Origin of the sequence: Streptomyces coerulescens (assembly GCF_042657965.1) — a bacterium.
Classification (GTDB): domain Bacteria; phylum Actinomycetota; class Actinomycetes; order Streptomycetales; family Streptomycetaceae; genus Streptomyces; species Streptomyces coerulescens.
The window spans coordinates 113,377-135,833 of the sequence record NZ_JBHSKM010000050.1 but is presented as its reverse complement, the minus strand read 5'-3'; the positions used below and the strand labels follow the sequence as shown (position 1 = coordinate 135,833).

At 71.0% G+C, this 22,457-nt stretch carries 16 protein-coding genes and 1 riboswitch; of the genes, 10 read left to right on the top strand and 6 right to left on the bottom strand.

What is annotated here, in order from left to right; translation table 11 throughout:
* Positions 1 to 167: 167 nt before the first annotated feature.
* The 3 genes from ACFPQ9_RS42890 (at position 168) to ACFPQ9_RS42880 (ending at position 4,587) form a co-directional block, all read left to right on the top strand.
* The gene (locus tag ACFPQ9_RS42890; protein ID WP_380865523.1) at positions 168 to 2,291 is read left to right on the top strand and encodes a DNA gyrase/topoisomerase IV subunit B; all 2,124 of its coding nucleotides are present in this window, start codon (positions 168 to 170) and stop codon (positions 2,289 to 2,291) included.
* Between the two features lie 245 nt (positions 2,292 to 2,536).
* Entirely contained in the window at positions 2,537 to 2,998 is a 462-nt protein-coding gene (locus tag ACFPQ9_RS42885; protein WP_380865522.1) for a DUF485 domain-containing protein, read from the top strand.
* Positions 2,995 to 4,587 (top strand): solute symporter family protein, encoded by a 1,593-nt coding sequence (locus ACFPQ9_RS42880; protein ID WP_380865520.1) that lies wholly within the window; start codon positions 2,995 to 2,997, stop codon positions 4,585 to 4,587. Before ACFPQ9_RS42885 ends, ACFPQ9_RS42880 begins: the two co-directional genes overlap by 4 nt.
* Before the next feature lie 226 nt (positions 4,588 to 4,813).
* Here the strand turns inward: ACFPQ9_RS42880 and ACFPQ9_RS42875 are convergent, their stop codons facing one another.
* The 3 genes from ACFPQ9_RS42875 to ACFPQ9_RS42865 form a co-directional block, all read right to left on the bottom strand.
* Positions 4,814 to 5,494 carry a response regulator gene (locus ACFPQ9_RS42875; protein ID WP_380865518.1) on the bottom strand — a complete coding sequence of 227 codons (681 nt, stop codon included), beginning with the start codon at positions 5,492 to 5,494 and terminating at the stop codon, positions 4,814 to 4,816.
* Positions 5,491 to 7,185 carry an ATP-binding protein gene (locus ACFPQ9_RS42870; RefSeq protein WP_380865516.1) on the bottom strand — a complete coding sequence of 565 codons (1,695 nt, stop codon included), beginning with the start codon at positions 7,183 to 7,185 and terminating at the stop codon, positions 5,491 to 5,493. The genes ACFPQ9_RS42875 and ACFPQ9_RS42870 overlap by 4 nt, the downstream gene beginning before the upstream one ends.
* Before the next feature lie 123 nt (positions 7,186 to 7,308).
* Positions 7,309 to 8,250 (bottom strand): sucrase ferredoxin, encoded by a 942-nt coding sequence (locus tag ACFPQ9_RS42865; protein WP_380865514.1) that lies wholly within the window; start codon positions 8,248 to 8,250, stop codon positions 7,309 to 7,311.
* 214 nt (positions 8,251 to 8,464) lie between these two features.
* Here ACFPQ9_RS42865 and ACFPQ9_RS42860 point away from each other — a divergent pair, with 214 nt between their 5' ends.
* On the top strand, positions 8,465 to 8,701 hold the full coding sequence (locus ACFPQ9_RS42860; protein WP_380865513.1) for a hypothetical protein: 237 nt from the start codon (positions 8,465 to 8,467) through the stop codon (positions 8,699 to 8,701).
* Positions 8,702 to 8,941: 240 nt separating this feature from the next.
* Here the strand turns inward: ACFPQ9_RS42860 and ACFPQ9_RS42855 are convergent, their stop codons facing one another.
* Complete coding sequence (locus tag ACFPQ9_RS42855; protein WP_380865511.1) at positions 8,942 to 9,439, bottom strand: DUF6082 family protein; 498 nt, start codon at positions 9,437 to 9,439, stop codon at positions 8,942 to 8,944.
* 377 nt (positions 9,440 to 9,816) lie between these two features.
* Between ACFPQ9_RS42855 and ACFPQ9_RS42850 the strand changes: the two genes are divergently transcribed.
* Positions 9,817 to 10,899, top strand: a complete 1,083-nt coding sequence (locus ACFPQ9_RS42850) for a CobW family GTP-binding protein (protein ID WP_380865508.1) — start codon at positions 9,817 to 9,819, stop codon at positions 10,897 to 10,899.
* 54 nt (positions 10,900 to 10,953) lie between these two features.
* Here the strand turns inward: ACFPQ9_RS42850 and ACFPQ9_RS42845 are convergent, their stop codons facing one another.
* Positions 10,954 to 13,410: a DNA gyrase/topoisomerase IV subunit A gene (locus ACFPQ9_RS42845; RefSeq protein ID WP_380865506.1), complete on the bottom strand. Its 2,457-nt coding sequence runs from the start codon at positions 13,408 to 13,410 to the stop codon at positions 10,954 to 10,956.
* 646 nt (positions 13,411 to 14,056) lie between these two features.
* Here ACFPQ9_RS42845 and ACFPQ9_RS42840 point away from each other — a divergent pair.
* The 4 genes from ACFPQ9_RS42840 to ACFPQ9_RS42825 all read left to right on the top strand — a co-directional run bounded on the left by ACFPQ9_RS42840 (position 14,057) and on the right by ACFPQ9_RS42825 (position 18,880).
* Positions 14,057 to 15,433 (top strand): M16 family metallopeptidase, encoded by a 1,377-nt coding sequence (locus ACFPQ9_RS42840; protein WP_380865503.1) that lies wholly within the window; start codon positions 14,057 to 14,059, stop codon positions 15,431 to 15,433.
* Positions 15,430 to 16,818: a M16 family metallopeptidase gene (locus tag ACFPQ9_RS42835; protein WP_380865502.1), complete on the top strand. Its 1,389-nt coding sequence runs from the start codon at positions 15,430 to 15,432 to the stop codon at positions 16,816 to 16,818. The genes ACFPQ9_RS42840 and ACFPQ9_RS42835 overlap by 4 nt, the downstream gene beginning before the upstream one ends.
* Positions 16,819 to 17,021: 203 nt before the next feature.
* A riboswitch (cyclic di-AMP (ydaO/yuaA leader) is annotated at positions 17,022 to 17,185 on the top strand.
* Between the two features lie 13 nt (positions 17,186 to 17,198).
* A complete protein-coding gene (locus ACFPQ9_RS42830; protein WP_380865499.1) occupies positions 17,199 to 17,996 on the top strand; it encodes a M23 family metallopeptidase in 798 nt (265 codons plus the stop codon).
* Between the two features lie 188 nt (positions 17,997 to 18,184).
* Positions 18,185 to 18,880: a GntR family transcriptional regulator gene (locus ACFPQ9_RS42825; protein WP_380865496.1), complete on the top strand. Its 696-nt coding sequence runs from the start codon at positions 18,185 to 18,187 to the stop codon at positions 18,878 to 18,880.
* 212 nt (positions 18,881 to 19,092) lie between these two features.
* Here ACFPQ9_RS42825 and ACFPQ9_RS42820 read toward each other — a convergent pair whose 3' ends face one another.
* Positions 19,093 to 19,374 (bottom strand): HPr family phosphocarrier protein, encoded by a 282-nt coding sequence (locus ACFPQ9_RS42820; protein WP_016432192.1) that lies wholly within the window; start codon positions 19,372 to 19,374, stop codon positions 19,093 to 19,095.
* Positions 19,375 to 19,553: 179 nt separating this feature from the next.
* Here ACFPQ9_RS42820 and ACFPQ9_RS42815 point away from each other — a divergent pair, with 179 nt between their 5' ends.
* Complete coding sequence (locus ACFPQ9_RS42815; protein ID WP_380865494.1) at positions 19,554 to 22,433, top strand: bifunctional acetate--CoA ligase family protein/GNAT family N-acetyltransferase; 2,880 nt, start codon at positions 19,554 to 19,556, stop codon at positions 22,431 to 22,433.
* Positions 22,434 to 22,457: the final 24 nt, after the last annotated feature.

Genomic DNA, 22,457 nt, shown 5'->3' with positions numbered 1-22,457 from the left:
CACCCCATCGAGGGATCGAACACGTATGCGATGCTGGACTAGTCTGTGTTTCACACGAGGGTGGCGTTACAACGGCTCTACCAGGCCTCGGTACCCTCTTGACGGCGACCGAAGCCGCGCCCTTACCCACCAGGGCGCAACCTGAAATTCAGCGAGGAGCGAACCGCGTGACCGCCGAGACGTCCGTGCCGTCCACAGCGCTGCTGGCAGGAGCAGACCGGGACGGTTCCAACTACACCGCGCGGCACCTGCTCGTCCTCGAGGGTCTCGAGGCCGTGCGCAAGCGCCCGGGTATGTACATCGGGTCGACCGACAGCCGCGGTCTCATGCACTGCCTGTGGGAGATCATCGACAACTCCGTCGACGAGGCTCTCGGCGGATACTGCGATCACATCGAGGTGATCCTCCACGACGACGGGTCCGTGGAGGTCCGGGACAACGGCCGGGGCATCCCGGTCGACGTCGAGCCCAAGACCGGGATGTCCGGCGTCGAGGTCGTCATGACCAAGCTGCACGCCGGCGGCAAGTTCGGCGGCGGCTCCTACGCCGCCTCCGGCGGTCTGCACGGTGTGGGCGCCTCCGTGGTGAACGCCCTGTCCGCGCGGCTGGACGTCGAGGTGGACCGCAGCGGCCACACCCACGCCATCAGCTTCCGGCGCGGTGTCCCCGGCGCCTTCGCCGCCGACGGCCCGAACGCGAAGTTCGACGCCAAGGGCGGCCTGCGCAAGACCAAGAAGATCCCCAAGACGCGCAACGGCACGCGCGTGCGTTACTGGGCCGACCGCCAGATCTTCCTCAAGGACGCCAAGCTCTCCCTGGAGAACCTGCACCAGCGCGCCCGGCAGACCGCGTTCCTGGTGCCCGGCCTGACCATTGTCGTCCGTGACGAGTTCGGTCTCGGCGACGGCGGCAGCAAGGGCGAGGAGTCCTTCCGCTTCGACGGCGGCATCAGCGAGTTCTGCGAGTACCTGGCCACCGACAAGCCGGTCTGCGACGTCCTTCGCTTCGCCGGCCAGGGCACCTTCAGAGAGACCGTCCCGGTCCTGGACGAGCACGGCCAGATGACCCCGACCCAGGTCACGCGTGAGCTCGAGGTGGATGTCGCGCTGCGCTGGGGCACCGGCTACGACACGACCCTGAAGTCCTTCGTGAACATCATCGCCACCCCCAAGGGCGGCACCCATGTCGCGGGCTTCGAGACGGCCGTGGCCGCCACCATGAACGAGGTGCTGCGCACCAAGAAGATGCTGCGCGTCGCCGAGGACGACATCGTCAAGGACGACGCCCTGGAGGGCCTGACCGCGGTCGTCACCGTCCGGCTCGCCGAGCCGCAGTTCGAGGGCCAGACCAAGGAGGTCCTCGGCACCTCGGCGGCCCGGCGCATCGTGAACACCGTGATCGCCAAGGAGCTCAAGGCGTTCCTGACGTCCACCAAGCGGGACGCGGCGGCACAGGCGCGCGTGGTGCTCGAAAAGGCGGTCGCGGCGGCCCGTACGCGTATCGCGGCCCGCCAGCACAAGGACGCGCAGCGCCGCAAGACGGCCCTGGAGTCGTCGTCGCTGCCCGCCAAGCTCGCCGACTGCCGCAGCGACGACGTGGACCGCAGCGAGCTGTTCATCGTCGAGGGAGACTCCGCGCTCGGCACGGCCAAGCTCGCCCGGAACTCCGAGTTCCAGGCGCTGCTGCCGATCCGCGGCAAGATCCTCAACGTCCAGAAGTCGTCCGTGACCGACATGCTCAAGAACGCCGAGTGCGGCGCGATCATCCAGGTCATAGGAGCGGGGTCCGGCCGGACCTTCGACATCGACGCCGCCCGCTACGGCAAGATCATCATGATGACCGACGCCGACGTCGACGGCTCCCACATCCGGACGCTGCTGCTGACGCTGTTCCAGCGCTACATGCGGCCGATGATCGAGGCGGGCCGGGTGTTCGCGGCGGTACCGCCGCTGCACCGGATCGAGCTGATCCAGCCCAAGAAGGGGCAGGACAAGTACGTGTACACGTACTCGGACCGGGAACTGCGCGACAAGCTCATGGAGTTCCAGAGCAAGGGTGTGCGCTACAAGGACACCATCCAGCGCTACAAGGGTCTCGGTGAGATGGACGCCGATCAGCTGGCCGAGACCACCATGGACCCGCGCCATCGCACGCTTCGGCGGATCAGCCTCACCGATCTCGAGGCGGCCGAGCGGGTCTTCGATCTGCTGATGGGCAACGACGTGGCGCCGCGCAAGGAGTTCATCTCCAGCTCGGCGGCGACGCTGGACCGGTCGCGCATCGACGCGTAGCCGCTGCGCTGGGCCGAGGCCGGGGTTCCGGCCTCGGCTTCGCCTTCGGCTGTTTCTTGGGTTCCCACCCGCACCCCCGGTGCGGCTCTCGTCGGCGGGTGCGGGTGGCCCCTGGGGGCGACCGCCGTCGGCGAGTGCGGGAATATTTGCCGACTTGCCTGGTCCTTCCGGTTTGAATCACCTGATGGGGTGAAGTCCGCGGAGAAGCCAAGTCGGCGATCTTTCCGTTCTGTCCATGCTTGGGCATGCACTCAAGCGATGGTCGTCCCCGCGAAACCACAGGTGCGCGGTACGACGATCCCTGGTACGACGCCCTCGCCTCGGGGTGGGGGGAATCGGACGGTCCGGACGCCCCCGAGGCGGCCCCGCCTCCCGCCGGTGATGTGTACCTGGAGGTGCAGCGCAGCGCCGCCTTCCGCGAAGTGCGCAGCCGCTACCGGCGGTTCGTGGTGCCGGCGGTCGTCGTGTTCCTCACCTGGTACGTGGCGTACGTCGTCGCCGCCACGACCGCTCCGGGGCTGATGGCACGCCCCGTCGTGGGCGCCGTGAACGTCGCGATGCTCGCCGGACTCGGGCAGTTCCTCACCACCTTCCTGCTCACCTGGGCCTACGCCCGTCACGCGCGCCTGCGTCGGGACCGGGCCGCGCTCGAACTGCGCTGGGACACCCAGGAGTTGACGCGCGTCGCGAAGGGCGGTGCGGTGTGACGGTCGACCATCAGACGCTGTCGCTGCTGCTGTTCAGCGTGTTCGTCGCGATCACGCTCGGCATCACCACCTGGGTGAGCCGCAACCGGCGTGGTTCCGCGGAGGAGTTCTACGCGGGCGGCCGGCTCTTCACGCCCATGGAGAATGGTTTTGCCATCGCCGGCGACTACATGTCCGCCGCCTCCTTCCTCGGCATCTCCGGGCTCATCGCCCTCTTCGGCTACGACGGGCTGCTGTACTCGGTGGGCTTTCTCGTGGCCTGGCTCGTGGTGCTGTTCCTGGTCGCGGAACTGGTCCGCAACTGCGGGCGGTTCACGCTCGCCGACGTGGTCGCCGCGCGGATGAGCGAGCGCCCCGTGCGGATCGCGGCGGGAACTTCCTCGGTCACCGTGTCCGTTCTGTATCTGGTGGCGCAGATGGTCGGCGCGGGCACCCTGGTCGCGCTGCTGCTCGGGGGCAAGGGCGAGGCGGCGCAGTCCTGGACCGTCATCGGCGTCGGCGCGCTCATGGTGATCTATGTGTCGTTGGGAGGGATGCGAGCCACCACCTGGATCCAGATCGTCAAATCGGTCCTGCTGCTCGGCGGTACCGTCGCGTTGACCGTGCTCGTCCTGCTGCGCTTTCACGGCGACTTCGACCAACTGCTGCTCACGGCTGCCGAACGCAGCGGTCACGGGGACGCGTTCCTCGCGCCCGGTCTGAAGTACGGCGGTGACTGGACGGCCCGCTTCGACTTCATCAGCCTCGGCCTCGCGCTGGTACTGGGCACCGCAGGGCTGCCGCACATCCTGTCCCGCTTCTACACCGTGCCCACCGCCCGTGCGGCCCGGCGCTCGGTGGTCTGGGCGATCGGGCTCATCGGCGGCTTCTACCTGATGACGATCGTCCTGGGCTTCGGCGCCGCCGCGATCGTCGGGCCCGAGGCGGTACGCGGGTCGAACGGGGCCGGGAACACGGCCGTACCCCTGCTCGCCCTCGACCTCGGCGGCGGCGCGGAATCCACCGGTGGAACGGTTCTGTTCGCCGTCGTCGCCGCCATCGCCTTCGCCACGATCCTCGCCGTGGTCGCCGGCATCACACTCTCCTCCTCGGCCTCCGTGGCCCACGACCTGTACGCCTCCCTGCGGCGCCGGCACACCAAGCCCCGCAGCGAGGTCGCCGTGGCCCGAGTCGCCGCCGTCGGCATCGGCGTGGTCGCGATCGGCCTGGGGCTGCTGGCCCGGGATCTGAACGTCGCGTTCCTGGTGGGCCTCGCCTTCGCCGTCGCCGCGTCCGCCAACCTGCCGGTGCTGCTGTACTCGCTGTTCTGGCGCGGCTTCACCACAAGGGGAGCCGTCTGGTCCGTGTACGGAGGGCTGATCCCGGCCGTCATGCTCGTCGTGTTGTCGCCGGTCGTGTCCGGCAGCCCCGAATCGCTGTTCCCCACGGTCGACTTCCAGTACTTCCCGCTCCAGAACCCCGGCCTCGTCTCCATCCCCCTGGGCTTCGTCGCGGGCTGGCTCGGCACCGTCACCTCCGCGGAGGTCCCCGACGAGGCCAAGCACGCGGAGACCGAGGTGCGGTCGCTGACGGGGGCGGGGGCGGTCTGAGGGGGGCGAGGCCCCGAAGCCGTACGACTCACGCGGCACCGTACGACTCACGCGGCACCGTACGAACGCCCCGCGCCCTACGACTCACGCGGCACCGTAAGACTCGCCCCGCGTCGTGCGGCTGGGGCGCCCCGGCGTGTCGGCGTCCCCTCGGCTGACGATTCGGCCGTCGGCATCCGTATCAAGAGGTGGCACGGTTCCTTCCCCCGCCCCCACGGGCCGTGCCTCAGGCGCGGGTCGCCCACACGTAACGGTGTTCCGGGCGACCCGCGTCCCCGTACTTCAAGGTCAGGCGGGCGCGTCCGGTGCGTTCCAGGAGCTTGAGATAGCGCTGGGCGGTCTGGCGGCTCACCCCGGTCCGCTCGGCGATCTCCTGGGCCGACAGCGGGCCTTCGGCGTTCATCAGGGACTGCCGTACGAGTTCCGCGGTCGTGGGGGAGTGCCCCTTGGGCAGGTTCGGCTCCGAAGGGGCGGACAGCGCGCCGAAGATGCGGTCGACCTCGACCTGTTCCGCCTCGCCGCCGCCGTCGAGGGTGCGGCGCAGCTCCGCGTACGCCTCCAGCTTGGCGCGCAGCCCCGCGAAGGCGAACGGCTTGACCAGGTACTGCAGCGCCCCGTGCCGCATCGCCGCCTGCACGGTCGAGATGTCCCGCGCCGCCGTCACCATGATCACGTCGGTCTGGTGGCCGCGCCGGCGCATCTCCTGGACGACCGCCAGGCCCGTGTCGTCAGGCAGATAGTGGTCCATGAGGACCAGGTCCAGCTGAGGCAGCTCCTCCACCCTGCGCAGCGCCTCGGCGGCGTTGTGCGCCTCGCCTGCCACGTGGAAGCCCGGCACCTTCTCGACGTAGGCGGCGTTGACCCGCGCGACGCGCGTGTCGTCGTCCACGACCAGGACCTCGATCATCGCGACTCCTCCTCGGCGACGGGCTGCGGACGCGGATCCGACGGCAGGGTGAGAGCGGGCTCCAGCTCCGCATCGGCGAGCGCCTCGGCCAGCGCCTCGGGCAGGACCACGGTGAACTCGGCGCCGCCGCCGGCCGCCTCGCCCACCGTCGCGCTGCCGCCCTGCCGTTCGGCGAGCCTGCGCACGAGGGGCAGCCCGATGCCACGCTCGCGGTGCGCCGGCCGCTGCTTGGTGGACCACCCCTCGGTGAAGATCAACTCGCGCTGCTCCTCGGGGATTCCCGGGCCCGTGTCGCGCACCCGGAGGGTCGCGGTACGCCCCTCGGCCCGCAATTCGACCTCCACGCGCGCGTGCGGCGTGCCCGCGGCGGCGTCCAGCGCGTTGTCCACCAGGTTGCCGACGATCGTGACGAGGCCCCTGGGGTCGATCAGCCGGTCCGGGAGCCCGGTGCGGTCCGCAAGGCTCAGCGCGACCCCGCGCTCGGCGGCCACGGTCGCCTTGCCCACCAGCAGCGCGGCGAGCAGTGGGTCCTGGATCTTCTCGGCGACCTGCTCCGCGGTGGCCCGGTGATCGCCGACGACCTCTCCGACGAACTCCACGGCGTCGTCGTACATCTCCAGCTCCAGCAGCCCCAGGAGGGTGTGCATGCGGTTGGCGTGCTCGTGGTCCTGGGCGCGCAGGGCGTCGATCAGACCGCGTGTGGAGTCGAGCTCCCGGCCGAGCTGCTCCAGCTCGGTGCGGTCGCGCAGGGTGGCCACGGCGCCCCCGTCGTCGGTGGGCATGCGGTTGGCGACCAGGACGCGCTGGCCGCGGACCGTGAGCAGATCGGTGCCGGTCACCCGGCCGGCGAGCACATCGGCGGTACGGCCCTCGCCGAGCGCCTCGTCGAGGGACCGGCCGGCGGCCTCGTCACCGATGCCGAGCAGCCGCCGCGCCTCGTCGTTGAGGAGGCGGATACGGCCGCCGCGGTCCAGGGCGACGACGCCCTCCCGGATGCCGTGCAGCATCGCCTCGCGCTCCGCGAGCAACGCCGAGATGTCGGAAAACGCCAGGTCACGGGTCTGTCGCTGGACCCGGCGGGAGATCAGCCAGGCGGCCAGCGCGCCCACCGCCAGGGCGCCGCCGGCATACGCGAACAGCCCCGGGATCGCGTGCAGTAGCCGGGCCCGCACGCTGTCGTACGCGATACCGACCGAGACCGCCCCGACGATCTTCCCTTCGTCGTCGCGCAGCGGCACCTTGCCGCGGGCGGTGCGGCCCAGGGTGCCGCTGTCGATCTGCATCACGTCGTGGCCGGCGAGGGCCTGGCCCGGGTCGGTCGAGACGAGCCTGCCGATCTCGCCGGGGGTGGGGTGCGACCAGCGCACCCCGCGTCGGTCCATCACGACGACGTACTCGGCCTTGGTGGCCGTGCGAATCCGCTCCGCCTCCCGCTGCACCGGGCCGCCGGCCGTCGCCGGCGTATCTGTCAGGTCCTCGGCGATCTGCGGCTGGGCGGCGGTGGTCTGCGCGATCGACAGCGCGCGGCGCATCGCCTGGTCGTCCAGCTGGTCGCTGAGCGGGGCGAGGAACAGTCCGGTCGCGAGCACCGCGACTCCCGCGGCGATCGCCACCTGCATCAGCAGCACCTGCGCGAACATCCGCCGGGGCAGATGCAGGCGCAGGCGACGGGCGGGGGGAGTGGGGCTCATACCCATGACGGTACGTGGGGGTGCGGGGAGGGCCGTAGAGGGATGTGGCGTGGATCTCCTGATCGATGCCGGTCGGGTGGGCATCCGACGGCCCCGTGCCGAGCCGTGCCATCCGCCCCTCGGTCAGCTCGCCGGCGCCGTTGTCATCCTCAGCTCGCGCAGCGCCACCACGTCCATCCGCGCGGGCGAGCCGAGCACCGACCCACAGCTCTCGGGGCGGGGCGGCAGGGAGGTGCCCTGGGTCACGATCACCCGCCAGCACCGTCCGTCCACATGCGCGACGGTCACCTCCCACCGCGGGGCCGCGCCGTCGGTCCGCACGACGCTCAGTGCCTCGGCGGCGGTCTCGCCCGTGGCTCTGCGGACCGCCAGCTCGGCCGCCTGCGCCGGTCGCTCCCAGGCAGAGCTCCCGCGGCAGCCCTCGACGACGATCCGGCCCTCCTGGACGCCGTGCAGGACTTCCTTGACGGCATGGGCCTGCGCCCGGCCGTATGCGTAGCCGTACGGCAGCACGAGCAGCGTGGGCGAGAACCGGTGTCCGCCCAGGTGCGTGACCTCCCAGACCCCGTCCACCCCGGAGGCGGCGAGCTCCGCCGCGAGCGGGCGGCCCAGGAGGGCACAGCAGCGGTCGCGCTTGCCGTTGGTGCAGACGAGCGCAAGCGGGTCGCCTGTGTGGGGCCGCCCCTGGAGAACCGAGTCGAAGGTGTGGTGATCGCCCATGCCGAGGGCGGTGAAGTCGAGGTCGAGCAGACGTTGGGGGTCGCTGATTGTGGCAGCGTGCAGCCATACGTCGCCGGGGACGGTGTGGGCCACGTAGACCTGGCGTTCGGCGGGCCCGCCGCAGTCCGCGTGCCGGCCGGGGCGGCGGATCAGCGCGATGCGTACGCCCGTGCCTCGCGCGGCCGCCTCCAGAGCGCGGCCCAACGCGGGATCCAGGTGGCTCTGGGTGAGCGCCTTGGCACCCCACGGACCGGGCTGCTCCAGCAGCAGCCATGTCGTCGCGGTCGCCGCGGTCCCCGCGATGGGCTCGTCGAGGTCCTGCGAGACGGTTGAGCACGTACTCACAGAGGTGAGCCTAACCTGACTTGAGTCGGCTCACTGCTTGAGGGGCAGTGTCGCTGCTGAGGTGGCGCGTGATGGGCCGCGGGACTGTCAACAGCGGTGCAAGAGGGGCGCGACCGGGTGACTTTTTCGCCATCCGGCGTCCAGGAGACTTGCAACACCAGTACCGTGCTTCCCACCACTATGCCCAGCCCCTTGTTCCTAAGGACCGGTACCCTTGAAGATCGTGCGCCGCATCGGTGTGCCTCCGAGCGCCCGAGGCAGTAGTTCAGGAGCGACCTGCCCGGACGTGTTCGAACTCAGTGACGGCAATTTCGCCGTCATCGGCACCGAGGCCACCGAGGCGCTTGAAGGGGAACTGCCGGCCGATGCCGCCCGCGCCGACTACGAGCGCATCGTCATCGTCAGCCGGGAGACTCTCATCCGCGCCAAGGCAGACATCCCCGACGCCTGACAGTCCCGCACGAGCACGCGTCCAACCGGACCGTACCGTCACACTTCCCGGTCGCAAGCCACCGTTGAGCGAGCCGGGCCACAACGCACCCGGCGAGCAGCCGGTACCCCGTCACTGCTCGATCTCCACCGATGAGGCCTGGCGCCAGAACGGCACCAGGCCACACGCATGTCCCGCGCTGTTCTGCTCCGGTGCCCGCCGACTGCCCCCGCCGACAGCTCCGCTGTTGCAGCCCTCGGATCAGTCGGTCGGAGGGGTGCCGACGACCCACCACTCGTCCGTATCGGATTCGTCCAGCTCGCGGGCAAGCCCGTCGACCATCCGTCCCAGCTGGGCTTCCACGGACGACTCGTCCAGGCTGGCCCGCATGTGGCGCGATGCCTCCCAGTACTCGCGGAAGACCGGGCTCTGGAAGAACTCCCGCAGGCGTGTGTACAGCTCCTCCCGGTCCAGCAGCTCCGCCTGGTACAGGTGGTAGAGGTGGACGTACCAGGCGTTGGCGTAGAGGAACTGACGGCGCCTCTCTGCCGGGATGCTCTGGTCGTAGGTGTCGATCACCGCCGCGAGGGAGGGATCGTCGATGGCCCTCGCCAGCAACTCCCAGTGCATACGCTGCTGATGAGCCAGCGCCGTTCGCCGGATCGCGAGTTCTTCGAGCTCCAGCTGTCGCTCGTGCAGACGCGTCTTCTCGGACCGCCTCTGACGCGCTGTCCGTGCCACCGTGGCAGTGGCTGCCACGAGAGTGAGCGCGGCGGAGCCCAGCCTCTGTGCTGAGCGCTTCCGTGTGGCCATGTCAAATACCCCCGATCAGGCGGCCGTCCGCCGGTCGTCGGGATGCGGGTCGACTGGAGGGGACCGGCGAGCGGTGGGCGGCGCTTGCCGTCTCCCAGAGTGCCGAGCGGCTCTGATCGGCGGGGAGGCGGAGAGGAGGCGCACGGAGGGAAGCGAGGGTCGCACACTCCGGCGCCATGCCCAACGTCTGCCCGGCAAGTGCAGCTAACAATCGTTCACTTCGCGAAGATTCTTCCCGCTCGTATCCTGGGTCGGCATTCAATTCCTCGTATGTGCGCCGAGCCGCGAGCCGGTGCACCCGTCGGCGTGAGAAAGGTCGCACGTTGAGTCAGCGGAGCCCCGGGCAGCAGCAGATTCCGGTCGTCGTTCTCGCCGGATTCCTCGGTTCCGGCAAGACGACTCTGCTCAACCACCTCCTCCACCGCAGCGGAGGCACCCGCATCGGGGCCATCGTCAACGACTTCGGATCCATCGAGATCGATGCCATGGCGGTCGCCGGCGCACTCGGCGACTCGACGGTCTCGCTCGGCAACGGCTGTCTGTGCTGCGCGGTCGACGCGAGCGAGCTCGACGTCTATCTGGAGCGGCTCGCCCGGCCGGCCGCCGGTATCGACGTCATCGTCATCGAGGCCAGCGGACTCGCCGAGCCCCAGGAGCTGGTGCGCATGCTGCTCGCCAGTGAGCATCCCGGCGTCGTGTACGGCGGACTCGTCGAGGTCGTCGACGCCGCCGAGTTCGACGGCACACGCGCCAAGCACCCCGCGATCGACCGGCACCTCGCGCTCGCCGACCTCGTGGTCGTCAACAAGCTCGACCGGGCGGCGGACGGCGGACGCGTCCTCGGGCTGGTCCGTGAGCTCGCCGACCGTGCCGCCGTCGTTCCCGCCACCTACGGCCGGATCGACCCCGGGTTCCTCTTCGACTGCAGGCCCAGCCAGGAGCGCATCGGGCAGCTGTCCTTCGACGACCTGCACGAGCACACCGGCGACGGCGACGACAGCGACGGTCACCACGCGCACCTGCACGCCGCCTACGACAGCCTGTCCTTCGTCTCCGAACAGCCCCTCGATCCGCGGCGGCTGATGGGGTTCCTGGACAGCAGGCCCGACGGGCTGTACCGGATCAAGGGGTACGTGGACTTCGGGGCGCACGACGCCGTGAACCGCTACGCCGTGCACGCCGTCGGGCCGTTCCTGCGCTTCTACCCGGAACCGTGGGCCGACGCAGGCACCCGTCTCACCCAGCTCGTCCTCATCGGTTCCGGCATCGACTCCACCGCCGTGGCCAAGGACCTGGAGGCGTGCAAGAGCGACGCCCCACACGCGGCCGACGAGCACGGCATGTGGGGCGTCCTGCGCTACGTACAAAGCCCTGACGAGCAGGGCCTCGAAGACCTCTCGGCCTAGATTTGGCCTGCGACCGCCTGTCGGCCTAGACCTGGCCTGCGACCGCCTCTCGGCCTAGACCGGCCCCGCCACCACGGACACCGTCTTCGCCAGCGAGACGCCCGAGCCGTCGCGGCGCGGATCCATCTCCGGGAGCTCGGCCGGTGTGCCGTTCTTCTGCGCGGCCCGTGCGGGAGCGGCGCCCGCCCAGGCCAGGGACAGACAGTCCTCGCCCTTCAGGAACCGCTGGCAGCGCACCCCGCCCGTGGCGCGGCCCTTGCGCGGGAACTGGTCGAACGGCGTCAACTTGGCCGTCGTCTGGACGGAGTCGTCCAGCGTGCCGCGCGAGCCCGCGACCGTGAACACCACCGCGTCGACCGCCGGGTCCACCGCGGTGAACGAGATGACCTTCGCGCCCTCGGTGAGCTTGATGCCGGCCATGCCACCCGCGGCGCGGCCCTGCGGGCGGACCTGCGCGGCCTGGTAGCGCAGCAGCTGGGCGTCGTCCGTGATGAAGACCAGGTCCTCCTCACCGGTGCGCAGCTCGACCGCGCCGACGATCCGGTCACCGTCCTTCAGCGTGATGACCTCCAACTCGTCCTTGTTGGACGGGTAGTCGGGCACCACACGCTTGACCACACCCTGCTCCGTGCCCAGTGCGAGGCCGGGCGAGGACTCGTCGAGCGTGGTCAGGCAGACCAGCGTCTCGCCGTCCGCCAGCGACACGAACTCCGCCAGCGGCACGCCGCCCGCGAGGTTCGGTCTCGACGCCGTCTCCGGCAGCTGCGGCAGATCGATGACGTTGATCCGCAGCAGGCGGCCCGTGGACGTCACCGCGCCCACCTCGCCGCGGGCCGTGGCCGGCACCGCCGAGACGATCACGTCGTGCTTGGAGCGCTTGGCGTCGCCGTCCTCCGCGAACGGGTCGCCGTTCGCCGTACGGGCCAGCAGCCCCGTCGAGGACAGCAGCACCCGGCACGGGTCGTCGGCCACCTGGAGCGGAACCGTGGAGACCGGTGTGCCCGCCGACTCCAGCAGGACCGTACGCCGTTCGGTGCCGAACTTCTTGGCCACCGCGGCCAGTTCGGCGGAGACCAGCTTGCGCAGCTCCGCGTCCGAGTCCAGGATCCGGGTCAGCTCGGCGATCTCCTCGCCCAGCCGCTCCTTCTCCGCCTCCAGCTCGATGCGGTCGTACTTGGTGAGCCGGCGCAGCGGCGTGTCGAGGATGTACTGGGTCTGGATCTCGGACAGCGAGAAGCGCTCCATCAGGCGTTCCTTCGCCTGTGCGCTGTTCTCGCTGGAGCGGATCAGCCGGATGACCTCGTCGATGTCGACGAGTGCCGTGAGCAGGCCCTCGACCAGGTGCAGTCGGTCACGGCGCTTGCCGCGGCGGAACTCGCTGCGGCGCCTGACGACCTCGAAGCGGTGGTCGAGGTAGACCTCCAGGAGCTCCTTGAGGCCCAGGGTGAGGGGCTGGCCGTCGACCAGTGCGACGTTGTTGATGCCGAAGGACTCCTCCATCGGCGTCAGCTTGTACAGCTGCTCCAGGACCGCCTCCGGCACGAAGCCGTTCTTGATCTCGATGACCAGGCGCAGGCCGTGCTCGCGGTCGGTCAGGTCCTTGACGTCGGCGATGCCCTGGATCTTCTTCGAGCCGACCAGGTCCTTGATCTTGGCGATGACCTTCTCCGGGCCGACCGTGAAGGGCAGCTCGCTGATGACCAGGCCCTTGCGGCGGGCGGTCACGGTCTCGATCTCGACCGTGGCGCGGATCTTGAAGGTGCCACGGCCCGTCTCGTAGGCGTCCCGGATGCCGGCAAGGCCGACGATCCGGCCGCCGGTGGGCAGGTCGGGGCCCGGGACGTGCTTCATCAGGGTGTCCAGATCCGCGTTCGGGTGGCGGATCAGATGGCGGGCGGCCGCGATGACCTCGCCGAGGTTGTGCGGCGGCATGTTCGTGGCCATACCGACGGCGATCCCGGACGCGCCGTTGACCAGGAGGTTCGGGAAGGCGGCGGGCAGCGCCACCGGCTCCCGCTCCTGGCCGTCGTAGTTCGGCGTGAAGTCGACCGTGTCCTCGTCGATCGACTCGGTCATCAGGCTCGTCGCCTGCGCCTGGCGGCACTCGGTGTACCGCATGGCGGCCGGCGGGTCGTCGTTGCCCAGCGAGCCGAAGTTGCCGTGGCCGTCGACCAGCGGGACGCGCATCGAGAAGGGCTGGGCCATGCGCACCAGCGCGTCGTAGATCGACGCGTCGCCGTGCGGGTGCAACTTACCCATGACCTCGCCGACGACACGGGCGCACTTCACATAGCCGCGGTCGGGGCGCAGACCCATCTCGTTCATCTGGTAGACGATGCGGCGGTGCACCGGCTTGAGGCCGTCGCGGGCGTCGGGCAGGGCGCGGGAGTAGATGACCGAGTACGCGTACTCGAGGAAGGAGCCCTGCATCTCGTCGACGACGTCGATGTCGAGGATCTTCTCCTCGTACGAGTCGTCGGGCGGCGGGGTCTTCGTGCTACGGCGGGCCATCGCTGCCGGCTCCTTGCTGAAGCGTGGACGGATCTGACGCGGACCATTGTGGACCGCGGCACTGACAACCACCGACCAGGACCCGATGTCGGTCTCCCGCCCGGTGCGTGAGAAGTGTCGCCGACGCAGGGCCCCACCGGCGACCGACGGGGCGATCCGGCATCAACGGGCCTGGTCGACGGGCCGGTTGCCGGGGGAGGGAGTCCGCCCTCGGCCGTGTCGAGTTCGTCCCCCGGCCGAAATCATCCGGCTCCCGGTGCGCCTCCGCCCTGGCCCGGCCACGCCCGCGCAGGCACTCCGACCTCGGTGGCAAGCTCACGCCCCACAACCGTTCACTCGCCGGAGTGATCGACAATCAGCCGCGCGAGTCCGCGGAGCACCAGCCCGCGTCCCCCGCCCCGACGACCACAACTCGACACACACGCCACATCCGGCACAAACGACCCCCGGCGTGCCACGCGACCACCCCGATCCGCAGATGGCGGCCCCCCGGCGACGAGTCGTCCCGGCTCGCGCCCCCACACTCCACGCGGGCCGTTCTGACCGGGAACTTCGCCGACCCTTCGGACGCTGCATACAGTGGCAGGAACTGAAGCCGAACTGCTCGGCACAACGCAGTGCACGCGACCGGAAGGACACCTTGCCCATGGGTCACACGGCCACACCGGAGGCACAATCCGGCGGCCTCACCGCGACGGAGCACCGCCTGGCCAACGGCCTGCGCGTGGTGCTCTCCGAGGACCACCTCACGCCGGTCGCCGCGGTCTGCCTCTGGTACGACGTAGGCTCCCGCCACGAGGTCAAGGGCCGTACCGGACTCGCCCACCTCTTCGAGCACCTGATGTTCCAGGGCTCGAACAGCGTCAAGGGCACGGGGCACTTCGAGCTCGTCCAGGGCGCCGGTGGCTCGCTGAACGGCACCACCAGCTTCGAGCGGACCAACTACTTCGAGACCATGCCCGCCCACCAGGTGGAGCTCGCGCTGTGGCTGGAGGCCGACCGTATGGGCAGCCTCCTGACGGCGCTCGACGAGGTGAGCCTGGAGAACCAGCGCGACGTCGTGAAGAACGAGCGGCGCCAGCGCTACGACAACGTCCCGTACGGCACGGCCTTCGAGAAGCTGACCGCCCTGTCGTACCCGGACGGACACCCGTACCACCACACGCCGATCGGCTCGATGGCCGACCTGGACGCGGCCGGCCTGGAGGACGCCCGCGCGTTCTTCCGCACCTACTACGCGCCCAACAACGCCGTCCTGTCCGTCGTCGGCGACATCGACCCGGAGCAGACGCTCGCCTGGGTCGAGAAGTACTTCGGCACCATCCCGGGCCACGACGGCAAGCCCGCCCCGCGTGACGGCGCGCTGCCGGAGGTCATCGGCGAGCAGCTGCGCGAGGTCGTCGAGGAGAACGTCCCCGCGCGGGCGATGATGGCCGCCTACCGCCTCCCGAGCGACGGCACGCGCGAGTGCGACGCCGCCGACCTGGCGCTGACCGTCCTCGGCGGCGGCGAGTCCTCGCGCCTCTACAACCGCCTCGTGCGGCGCGACCGCAGCGCGGTGGCGGCCGGCTTCGGCCTGCTGCGCCTGGCCGGCGCGCCCTCGCTGGGCTGGCTGGACGTGAAGGCATCCGGCGACATCGAGGTGCCGGTCATCGAGTCGGCCGTCGACGATGAGCTCGCCCGCTTCGCGCAGGAGGGCCCCACCGCCGAGGAGATGGAGCGCGCGCAGGCCCAGCTGGAGCGCGAGTGGCTGGACCGGCTCGGCACGGTCGCGGGCCGCGCCGACGAACTGTGCCGGTACGCCGTCCTGTTCGGCGACCCGCAGCTGGCGTTCACCGCCGTGCAGCGCGTCCTCGACGTCACCGCCGAGGAGGTCAAGGCCGTCGCCCAGGCCCGGCTGCGCCCCGACAACCGCGCGGTGCTCGTCTACGAGCCGGTCGCCGACGAGGCCGAGGAACTGGAGGCCGCCGCCACCGAAGGGGCCGCCTCCGCCACCGACGAGACCGAGGAGTCGGCGCAGTGACCGAGCTCGCCAGCATGGAGTTCCACCCGCAGCCCCAGGGCGGCCAGGCCAAGCCCTGGGCGTTCCCGGCGCCCGAGCGCGGCAAGCTGGACAACGGCCTCACCGTCCTGCGCTGCCACCGCCCCGGCCAGCAGGTCGTCGCCGTCGAGGTGCTCCTGGACACGCCCCTGGAGGCCGAACCGAAGGGCCTCGACGGGATCGCCACGATCATGGCGCGCGCCCTGTCGGAGGGCACCGACAAGCACACCGCCGAGGAGTTCGCGGCCGAGCTGGAGCGCTGCGGTGCCACGCTCGACGCCTACGCCGACCACCCCGGCGTCCGGGTCAGCCTGGAAGTGCCGGCCTCCCGGCTGCCCAAGGCACTCGGCCTGCTCGCGGACGCCCTCAGGGCGCCTGCGTTCGAGGACTCCGAGGTCGAGCGCCTGGTGAACAACCGGCTCGACGAGATCCCGCACGAGCTGGCCAACCCCTCGCGCCGTGCCGCCAAGGAGCTCTCCAAGGAGCTGTTCCCGGCGACCTCGCGCATGTCCCGCCCGCGCCAGGGCACCGAGGACACCGTCGCGGCCATCGACTCGGCGTCCGTACGCGCCTTCTACGAGCGGCACGTACGCCCCGCCACCTCCACCGTCGTGGTCGTCGGCGACCTCACCGGCGTCGACCTCGACGCCCTGCTCGGCGACACCCTGGGCGCCTGGACCGGCTCCCCGGGCGAGCCGCGCCCCGTCCCGCCGGTCGCCGCGGACGACACCGGACGCGTCGTGATCGTCGACCGTCCCGGCGCCGTCCAGACGCAGCTGCTGATCGGCCGCATCGGCCCCGACCGGCACGACCGGGTGTGGCCCGCGCAGGTGCTCGGCACCTACTGCCTCGGCGGCACCCTCACCTCGCGTCTGGACAAGGTCCTGCGTGAGGAGAAGGGCTACACCTACGGCGTGCGGGCCTTCGGCCAGGTCCTGCGCTCCGCCCCGGACGGCACGGGCGCGGCGATGCTCGCCATCAGCGGCTCCGTCGACACCCCGAACACCGGTCCGGCCCTGGACGACCTCTGGAAGGTGCTGCGGGGCGTCGCCGGCGAGGGGCTCACCGACGCCGAGCGGGACTTCGCCGTGCAGAACCTCGTCGGGGTGGCGCCGCTGAAGTACGAGACCGCGGCGTCCGTGGCGAACACGCTGGCCGACCAGGTCGAGCAGCACCTGCCCGACGACTACCAGGCGACGCTGTACCAGCAGCTGGCCGCGACAGGCACGGTCGAGGCCACCGCGGCGGCCGTCAGCGCCTTCCCGGTGGACCGTCTGGTGACGATCCTCGTCGGCGACGCGGCCGAGATCCGGGAGCCCGTGGAGGCCCTCGGCATCGGTCAAGTCACCGTCGTGGCAGCCGAGTAGACGGCGAAGGGCGCCACACGCGCGTAAGAGGCCCTGGTGACGAAAGAGTCACCAGGGCCCCCTTATGCCCGAATTGAGGGAGAGGTTGCCTGTCTGCCCTGTGGGATGCGCTACAAAAACCGGGATCCATTTGGGGATTGAAAGATGCCCCGTTTAGCGTCTTCCGGGCTGTCCGTCAGGCAGTGCGCCGCACCCGCGGCACCGGACAGCCATCGCCGAGTCCCCGTACGGCGCGAGCCAGGGGAGCCGGGGACCCATCGAAGTCCCTGGGGTGAATCGGACGCCCGCGCGAGCCGCGAGGGGGCCCGTAGGAGACCTTCCTGCTCCGAACCCGTCAGCTAACCCGGTAGGCGAGAAGGAAGGAAAGGATCAGCCACTACATGGCGTTCACCTGCGCCACCGGGAAGAGCACCGAGAAGAACCGCCCCACCGGGAAGCACCGTAAGCCCGGCCGGTTCGAGCGCACCACGGCCCGCGCGGCCGGAGTCGCCGCGCTCACCGCCACCGGTGTCGTCGGCACCCTGGCCGCCCCGGCGCTCGCCGCCGAGCCCGCCGCGGAGCAGACCGGCCTCATCCCCGTCGTCACCGTCGAGAACTCGATCGTGGACCAGATCGACGCCCAGGCCATCGCCCAGGAGCGGGCCGCGGCGGAGGCCGCCGCCGCTAAGAAGGCCGCCCAGGAGGCCGCGCGCCAGAAGGCGGCCGCGAAGGCCGAGGCGGAGCGCGAGGCCAAGGAGCGCGCCGCCCGCGAGGCCGAACGCAAGCGCCTGCTGTCGTACGTCGCCCCGATCGCCGGCTCGTACGTCTCCACCGGCTACAAGAGCGGCGGCGCCGTCTGGTCCTCCGGCAGCCACACCGGCGTCGACTTCCACGCCGCGAGCGGCACCTCCGTGCACGCCGTCGGTACCGGCACCGTGGTCGAGGCCGGCTGGGGCGGGTCGTACGGCAACAACATCGTGATCAAGATGAACGACGGCACGTACACGCAGTACGGCCACCTGTCGTCCATCGGCGTCTCGGTGGGCCAGACCGTCACCCCCGGCCAGCAGATAGGCCTGTCCGGCGCCACCGGCAAGGTCACCGGGCCGCATCTGCACTTCGAGGCCCGCACGACGCCGGAGTACGGCTCCGACATCGACCCCGTCGCCTATCTGCGCGGGCACGGCGTGAACCTCTGACGCCGCCACCGCGCCCCCTCGAAGCCCCGGCTCCCCGAGCCGGGGCTTTCGATGTTTTCGACCGGTTCGCTGACCAAAAAATATCCATGGATTCCGGCTCGCCGTCGGAAATTCCGGCCGGTTGCCATAGAGTCCTCGGGAACACGTCATTCGTAGACGTTTCACGGGGATTAAGGCGGAGGTCGGTCATGCGTATTCCGGCGCATTCGGTGTGCACGGCGATCCGGGACGACATCGTCGCCGGTGTCTACGAGCGCGGCAGCCGGCTCACCGAGGAACTGCTCGCCCGCCGCTACGGCGTCTCCCGCGTCCCCGTGCGGGAGGCCCTGCGCACTCTGGAGGCGGAGGGTTTCGTGGTGACCCGGCGCCACGCGGGCGCGTGCGTCGCCGAACCGACGGAGCAGGAGGCCGCCGACCTGCTGGAGATGCGCGGCCTGCTGGAACCCCTCGGCGCCGCCCGGGCCGCCCAGCGGCGCACCGAGGCCCATCTGAAGGTCCTGCGCGGCCTGGTCAGGCTGGGCCAGGAGCGGGCCAAGCGGGGGAACAGCGACGACCTGCGCTCCCTGGGCAGCTGGTTCCACGAGACGCTCGCCCAGTCCACCGGCAGCCCCGCCCTGACCTCGATACTGGCCCAGCTGCGCCACAAGATCGCCTGGATGTACGCCGTGGAGGCGCCGGTCGACCCCGTGGAGTCCTGGACCGAGCACGGCGCGATCGTGGACGCGGTGGCGCGCGGCGACGGCGAACGCGCCCGCGCGATCACGGCGCTGCACACCGAGCGCTCGCTCTCCGCGCACCGCCTGCGGTTCGCCGCGGGAGGCGAGCGCACGGAGCGTGTGAGGAATTCGCAACATCCCGTAAACATGCCGAGCCTGCGGCATTAACACGGGCGCCGTATACAAAGAGGAGATATTCGGCGGCGGACAATTTCCGCTGCCCTTTTTCGGATTCTCTGCTGCCTGCCGTGAATTCCGCCGACGCCTGCCCGAAACGGTGAACCGGGAGTCCCGAAACAGCGAACCCGGGCGGCCCGAAACAGCGAAGCCGCGCCCGCCGGAAAGGCGGACGCGGCTTCACCGTTTACCGGGGACCCCGCTCAGACCGTCTCGGGCAGTTCCTCGAGTCCCTCGGAGACCAGCTTCGCCAGCCGGTCGAGGGCGGCGTCCGCACCCTCGGCGTCGGAGGCGAGGACGATCTCCTCGCCGCCCTGGGCACCCAGGCCCAGGACGGCCAGCATGGAGGCCGCGTTGACGGGGTTGCCGTCAGCCTTGGCGATCGTCACCGGGATACCTGCGGCCGTGGCGGCCCGGACGAAGATGGAAGCGGGGCGGGCGTGAAGGCCCTCGGCCCAGCCGACGTTGACGCGGCGCTCAGCCATGTGATGCTGCCCTTCGGTGTTCAGGGTTGTCTAGACCAGTTTCCCACACCCGTGAAGCAGACCGGGAGGGACAAAACGTCCCTCCCATGGTGACCGTCGGGTCGCGGCCTCGACCCCACAACACGTCCTCCACGGACTGCCCCGCGCCGTTGTCGGACGCGAGCCGTAATCTGGGCCCCATGCAGAGCGCCTCGGACCGGCACGAGTACCCCGCCCACTGGGAAGCCGACGTGGTGCTGCGCGACGGCGGCACCGCGCGCATCCGCCCCATCACCGTTGATGACGCCGAGCGCCTGGTCAGCTTCTACGAGCAGGTGTCGGACGAGTCGAAGTACTACCGCTTCTTCGCGCCCTACCCGCGACTGTCCGCAAAGGACGTCCACCGCTTCACGCACCACGACTTTGTGGACCGGGTGGGACTCGCGGCCACGGTGGGCGGCGAGTTCATCGCCACCGTACGCTACGACCGGATCGGCGCCGACGGAATGCCCGCGTCCGCACCCGCCGACGAGGCCGAGGTCGCCTTCCTCGTCCAGGACGCCCACCAGGGGCGCGGCGTCGCCTCGGCCCTGCTCGAACACATCGCCGCGGTCGCCCGCGAGCGCGACATCCGCCGGTTCGCCGCCGAGGTGCTGCCCGCCAACTCCAAGATGATCAAGGTGTTCACGGACGCCGGGTACACCCAGAAGCGCAGCTTCGAGGACGGCGTCGTACGCCTGGAGTTCGACCTGGAGCCGACCGACCGCTCGCTCGCCGTGCAGTACGCGCGCGAGCAGCGCGCCGAGGCCCGTTCCGTACGGCGGCTGCTGGTGCCCGGTTCCGTCGCCGTGATCGGCACCGGCCGCACCCCCGGCGGCGTCGGCCGCGGCGTCCTCGGCAACATCAGGGAGGCCGGGTTCACCGGGCGGCTGTACGCCGTGAACAAGGCGTTCCCGGAGGACCTCAAGGAACTCGACGGAGTGCCCGCGCACCGCTCCGTGCAAGACATCGAGGAGCAGGTCGACGTCGCGGTGGTGGCCGTGCCCGCCGAGTACGTCCCCGACGTGGTCACCGAGTGCGGCGAGCACGGCGTGCAGGGGCTGGTCGTGCTCTCCGCCGGATACGCCGAGAGCGGGCCCGACGGACGCGAGCGCCAGCGCGCACTCGTCCGGCAGGCGCGCACGTACGGCATGCGCATCATCGGTCCGAACGCCTTCGGGATCATCAACACCGCCGACGACGTACGGCTGAACGCCTCACTGGCCCCCGAGATGCCGAGGCCGGGCCGCATCGGGCTGTTCGCGCAGTCCGGCGCCATCGGGATCGCCCTGCTGTCCCGGCTGCACCGGCGCGGCGGCGGAGTCACCGGCGTCACCGGCATCTCCACCTTCGTCTCCTCCGGCAACCGCGCCGACGTCTCCGGCAACGACGTCCTGCAGTACTGGTACGACGACCCGGACACCGACGTCGTCCTCATGTACCTGGAGTCCATCGGCAACCCGCGCAAGTTCACCCGCCTCGCCCGGCGCACGGCGGCCGCGAAGCCGCTGGTCGTGGTGCAGGGCGCCCGGCACGGCGGAGCGGCGCCGCAGGGCCACACCGTCCGGGTCACCCGGCTCCCGCACACCACGGTCTCCGCCCTGCTGCGGCAGGCCGGCGTGATCCGGGTCGACACGATCACCGAACTGGTCGACGCGGGCCTGCTGCTCGCGCGCCAGCCGCTGCCGACCGGGCCGCGCGTGGCGATCCTGGGGAACTCCGAGTCGCTGGGGCTGCTCACCTACGACGCCTGCCTGTCCGAGGGGCTGCGGCCGCTGCCACCGCTGGACCTGACCACCGCGGCGTCGGCCGCCGACTTCCACGAGGCGCTCTCGCACGCGCTCGCCGACGACACCTGCGACGCGGTCGTGGTCACCGCGATACCGGCGATCGGGGACGCCACGACGGGGGACGCCGAGCTGGCGCAGGCCTTGAGCTCGGCGGCCGAGCGGGTGCCGGGAAAGCCCGTACAGGTGGTGCACGTGGAGCTCGGAGGGCTCGCGGAGGCCCTGTCCGCCGCGGCCAGTACCGCGCCCCGGCCCGCTGCGACGGCGCCCCGCACCGCACCCCGGGCCGCATCGACGGCGCCCCGCACCGCGACCCGCACCCACCCCGTCCGCCCGCTGGACTTCCCGGCCGAACCGCTGCCCGAACCGTCGGACGCCGCCGAGAACACCCCCCGCCTCATCCCCGCCTACCCGGCCGCCGAACGCGCGGTCCGCGCCCTCGGCGAGGCCGTCAAATACGCCCAGTGGCGGCGCGAGGCGGCCGAGCCCGGCAAGGTCCCCGAGTACGAGGACATCGACGAGAAGGGCGCCGCCCGGCTGATCGACGGCCTGCTCACCCGCGGCCAGGGGCTCACCCTCGGCACCGACGAGACCTGCGACCTGCTCGGCAAGTACGGCATCGAGGTGCACCGCGCCCTGCACGCCCCCACCCCCGGCGCGGCCGTCGACGCCGCCCGCACCCTCGGCTACCCCGTCGCCCTCAAGGCCACCGCCCCGCACCTGCGGCACCGCGCCGACCTCGGCGGCGTACGGCTCGACCTCGCCGACGAGGAACAACTGCGGCGGGCGTACGCCGAGTTGACCGAGCTGTTCGGCAGACCGGAAGAGCTCAGGCCGGTCGTGCAGACCATGGCACCGCGCGGCGTCGACACCGTCGTACGGGCCGTGATCGACCCGGCGGCCGGCGCCGTGCTGTCCTTCGGGCTCGCCGGAGCCGCCTCCCAACTGCTCGGCGACATGGCGCACCGGCTGATCCCGGTCACCGACCGCGACGCCACCTCGATCGTCCGGTCGATCCGGACGGCACCGCTGCTGTTCGGCTGGCGCGGCTCCACACCCGTCGACACCCCCGCCCTGGAGGAGCTGCTGCTGCGGGTGTCGCGGCTGGTCGACGGCCACCCTGAGGTGGTCGCGGTCACCCTGGAGCCGGTCGTGGTCGCCACCCACGGTCTGAGCGTGCTCGGCGCCTCCGTGCGCCTCGCGCTGCCGCCCGCCCGCGACGACCTCGGCCCGCGGACGCTGCCGACGTACTGAGACCGCCGTGAGCGGTGCCTCGCA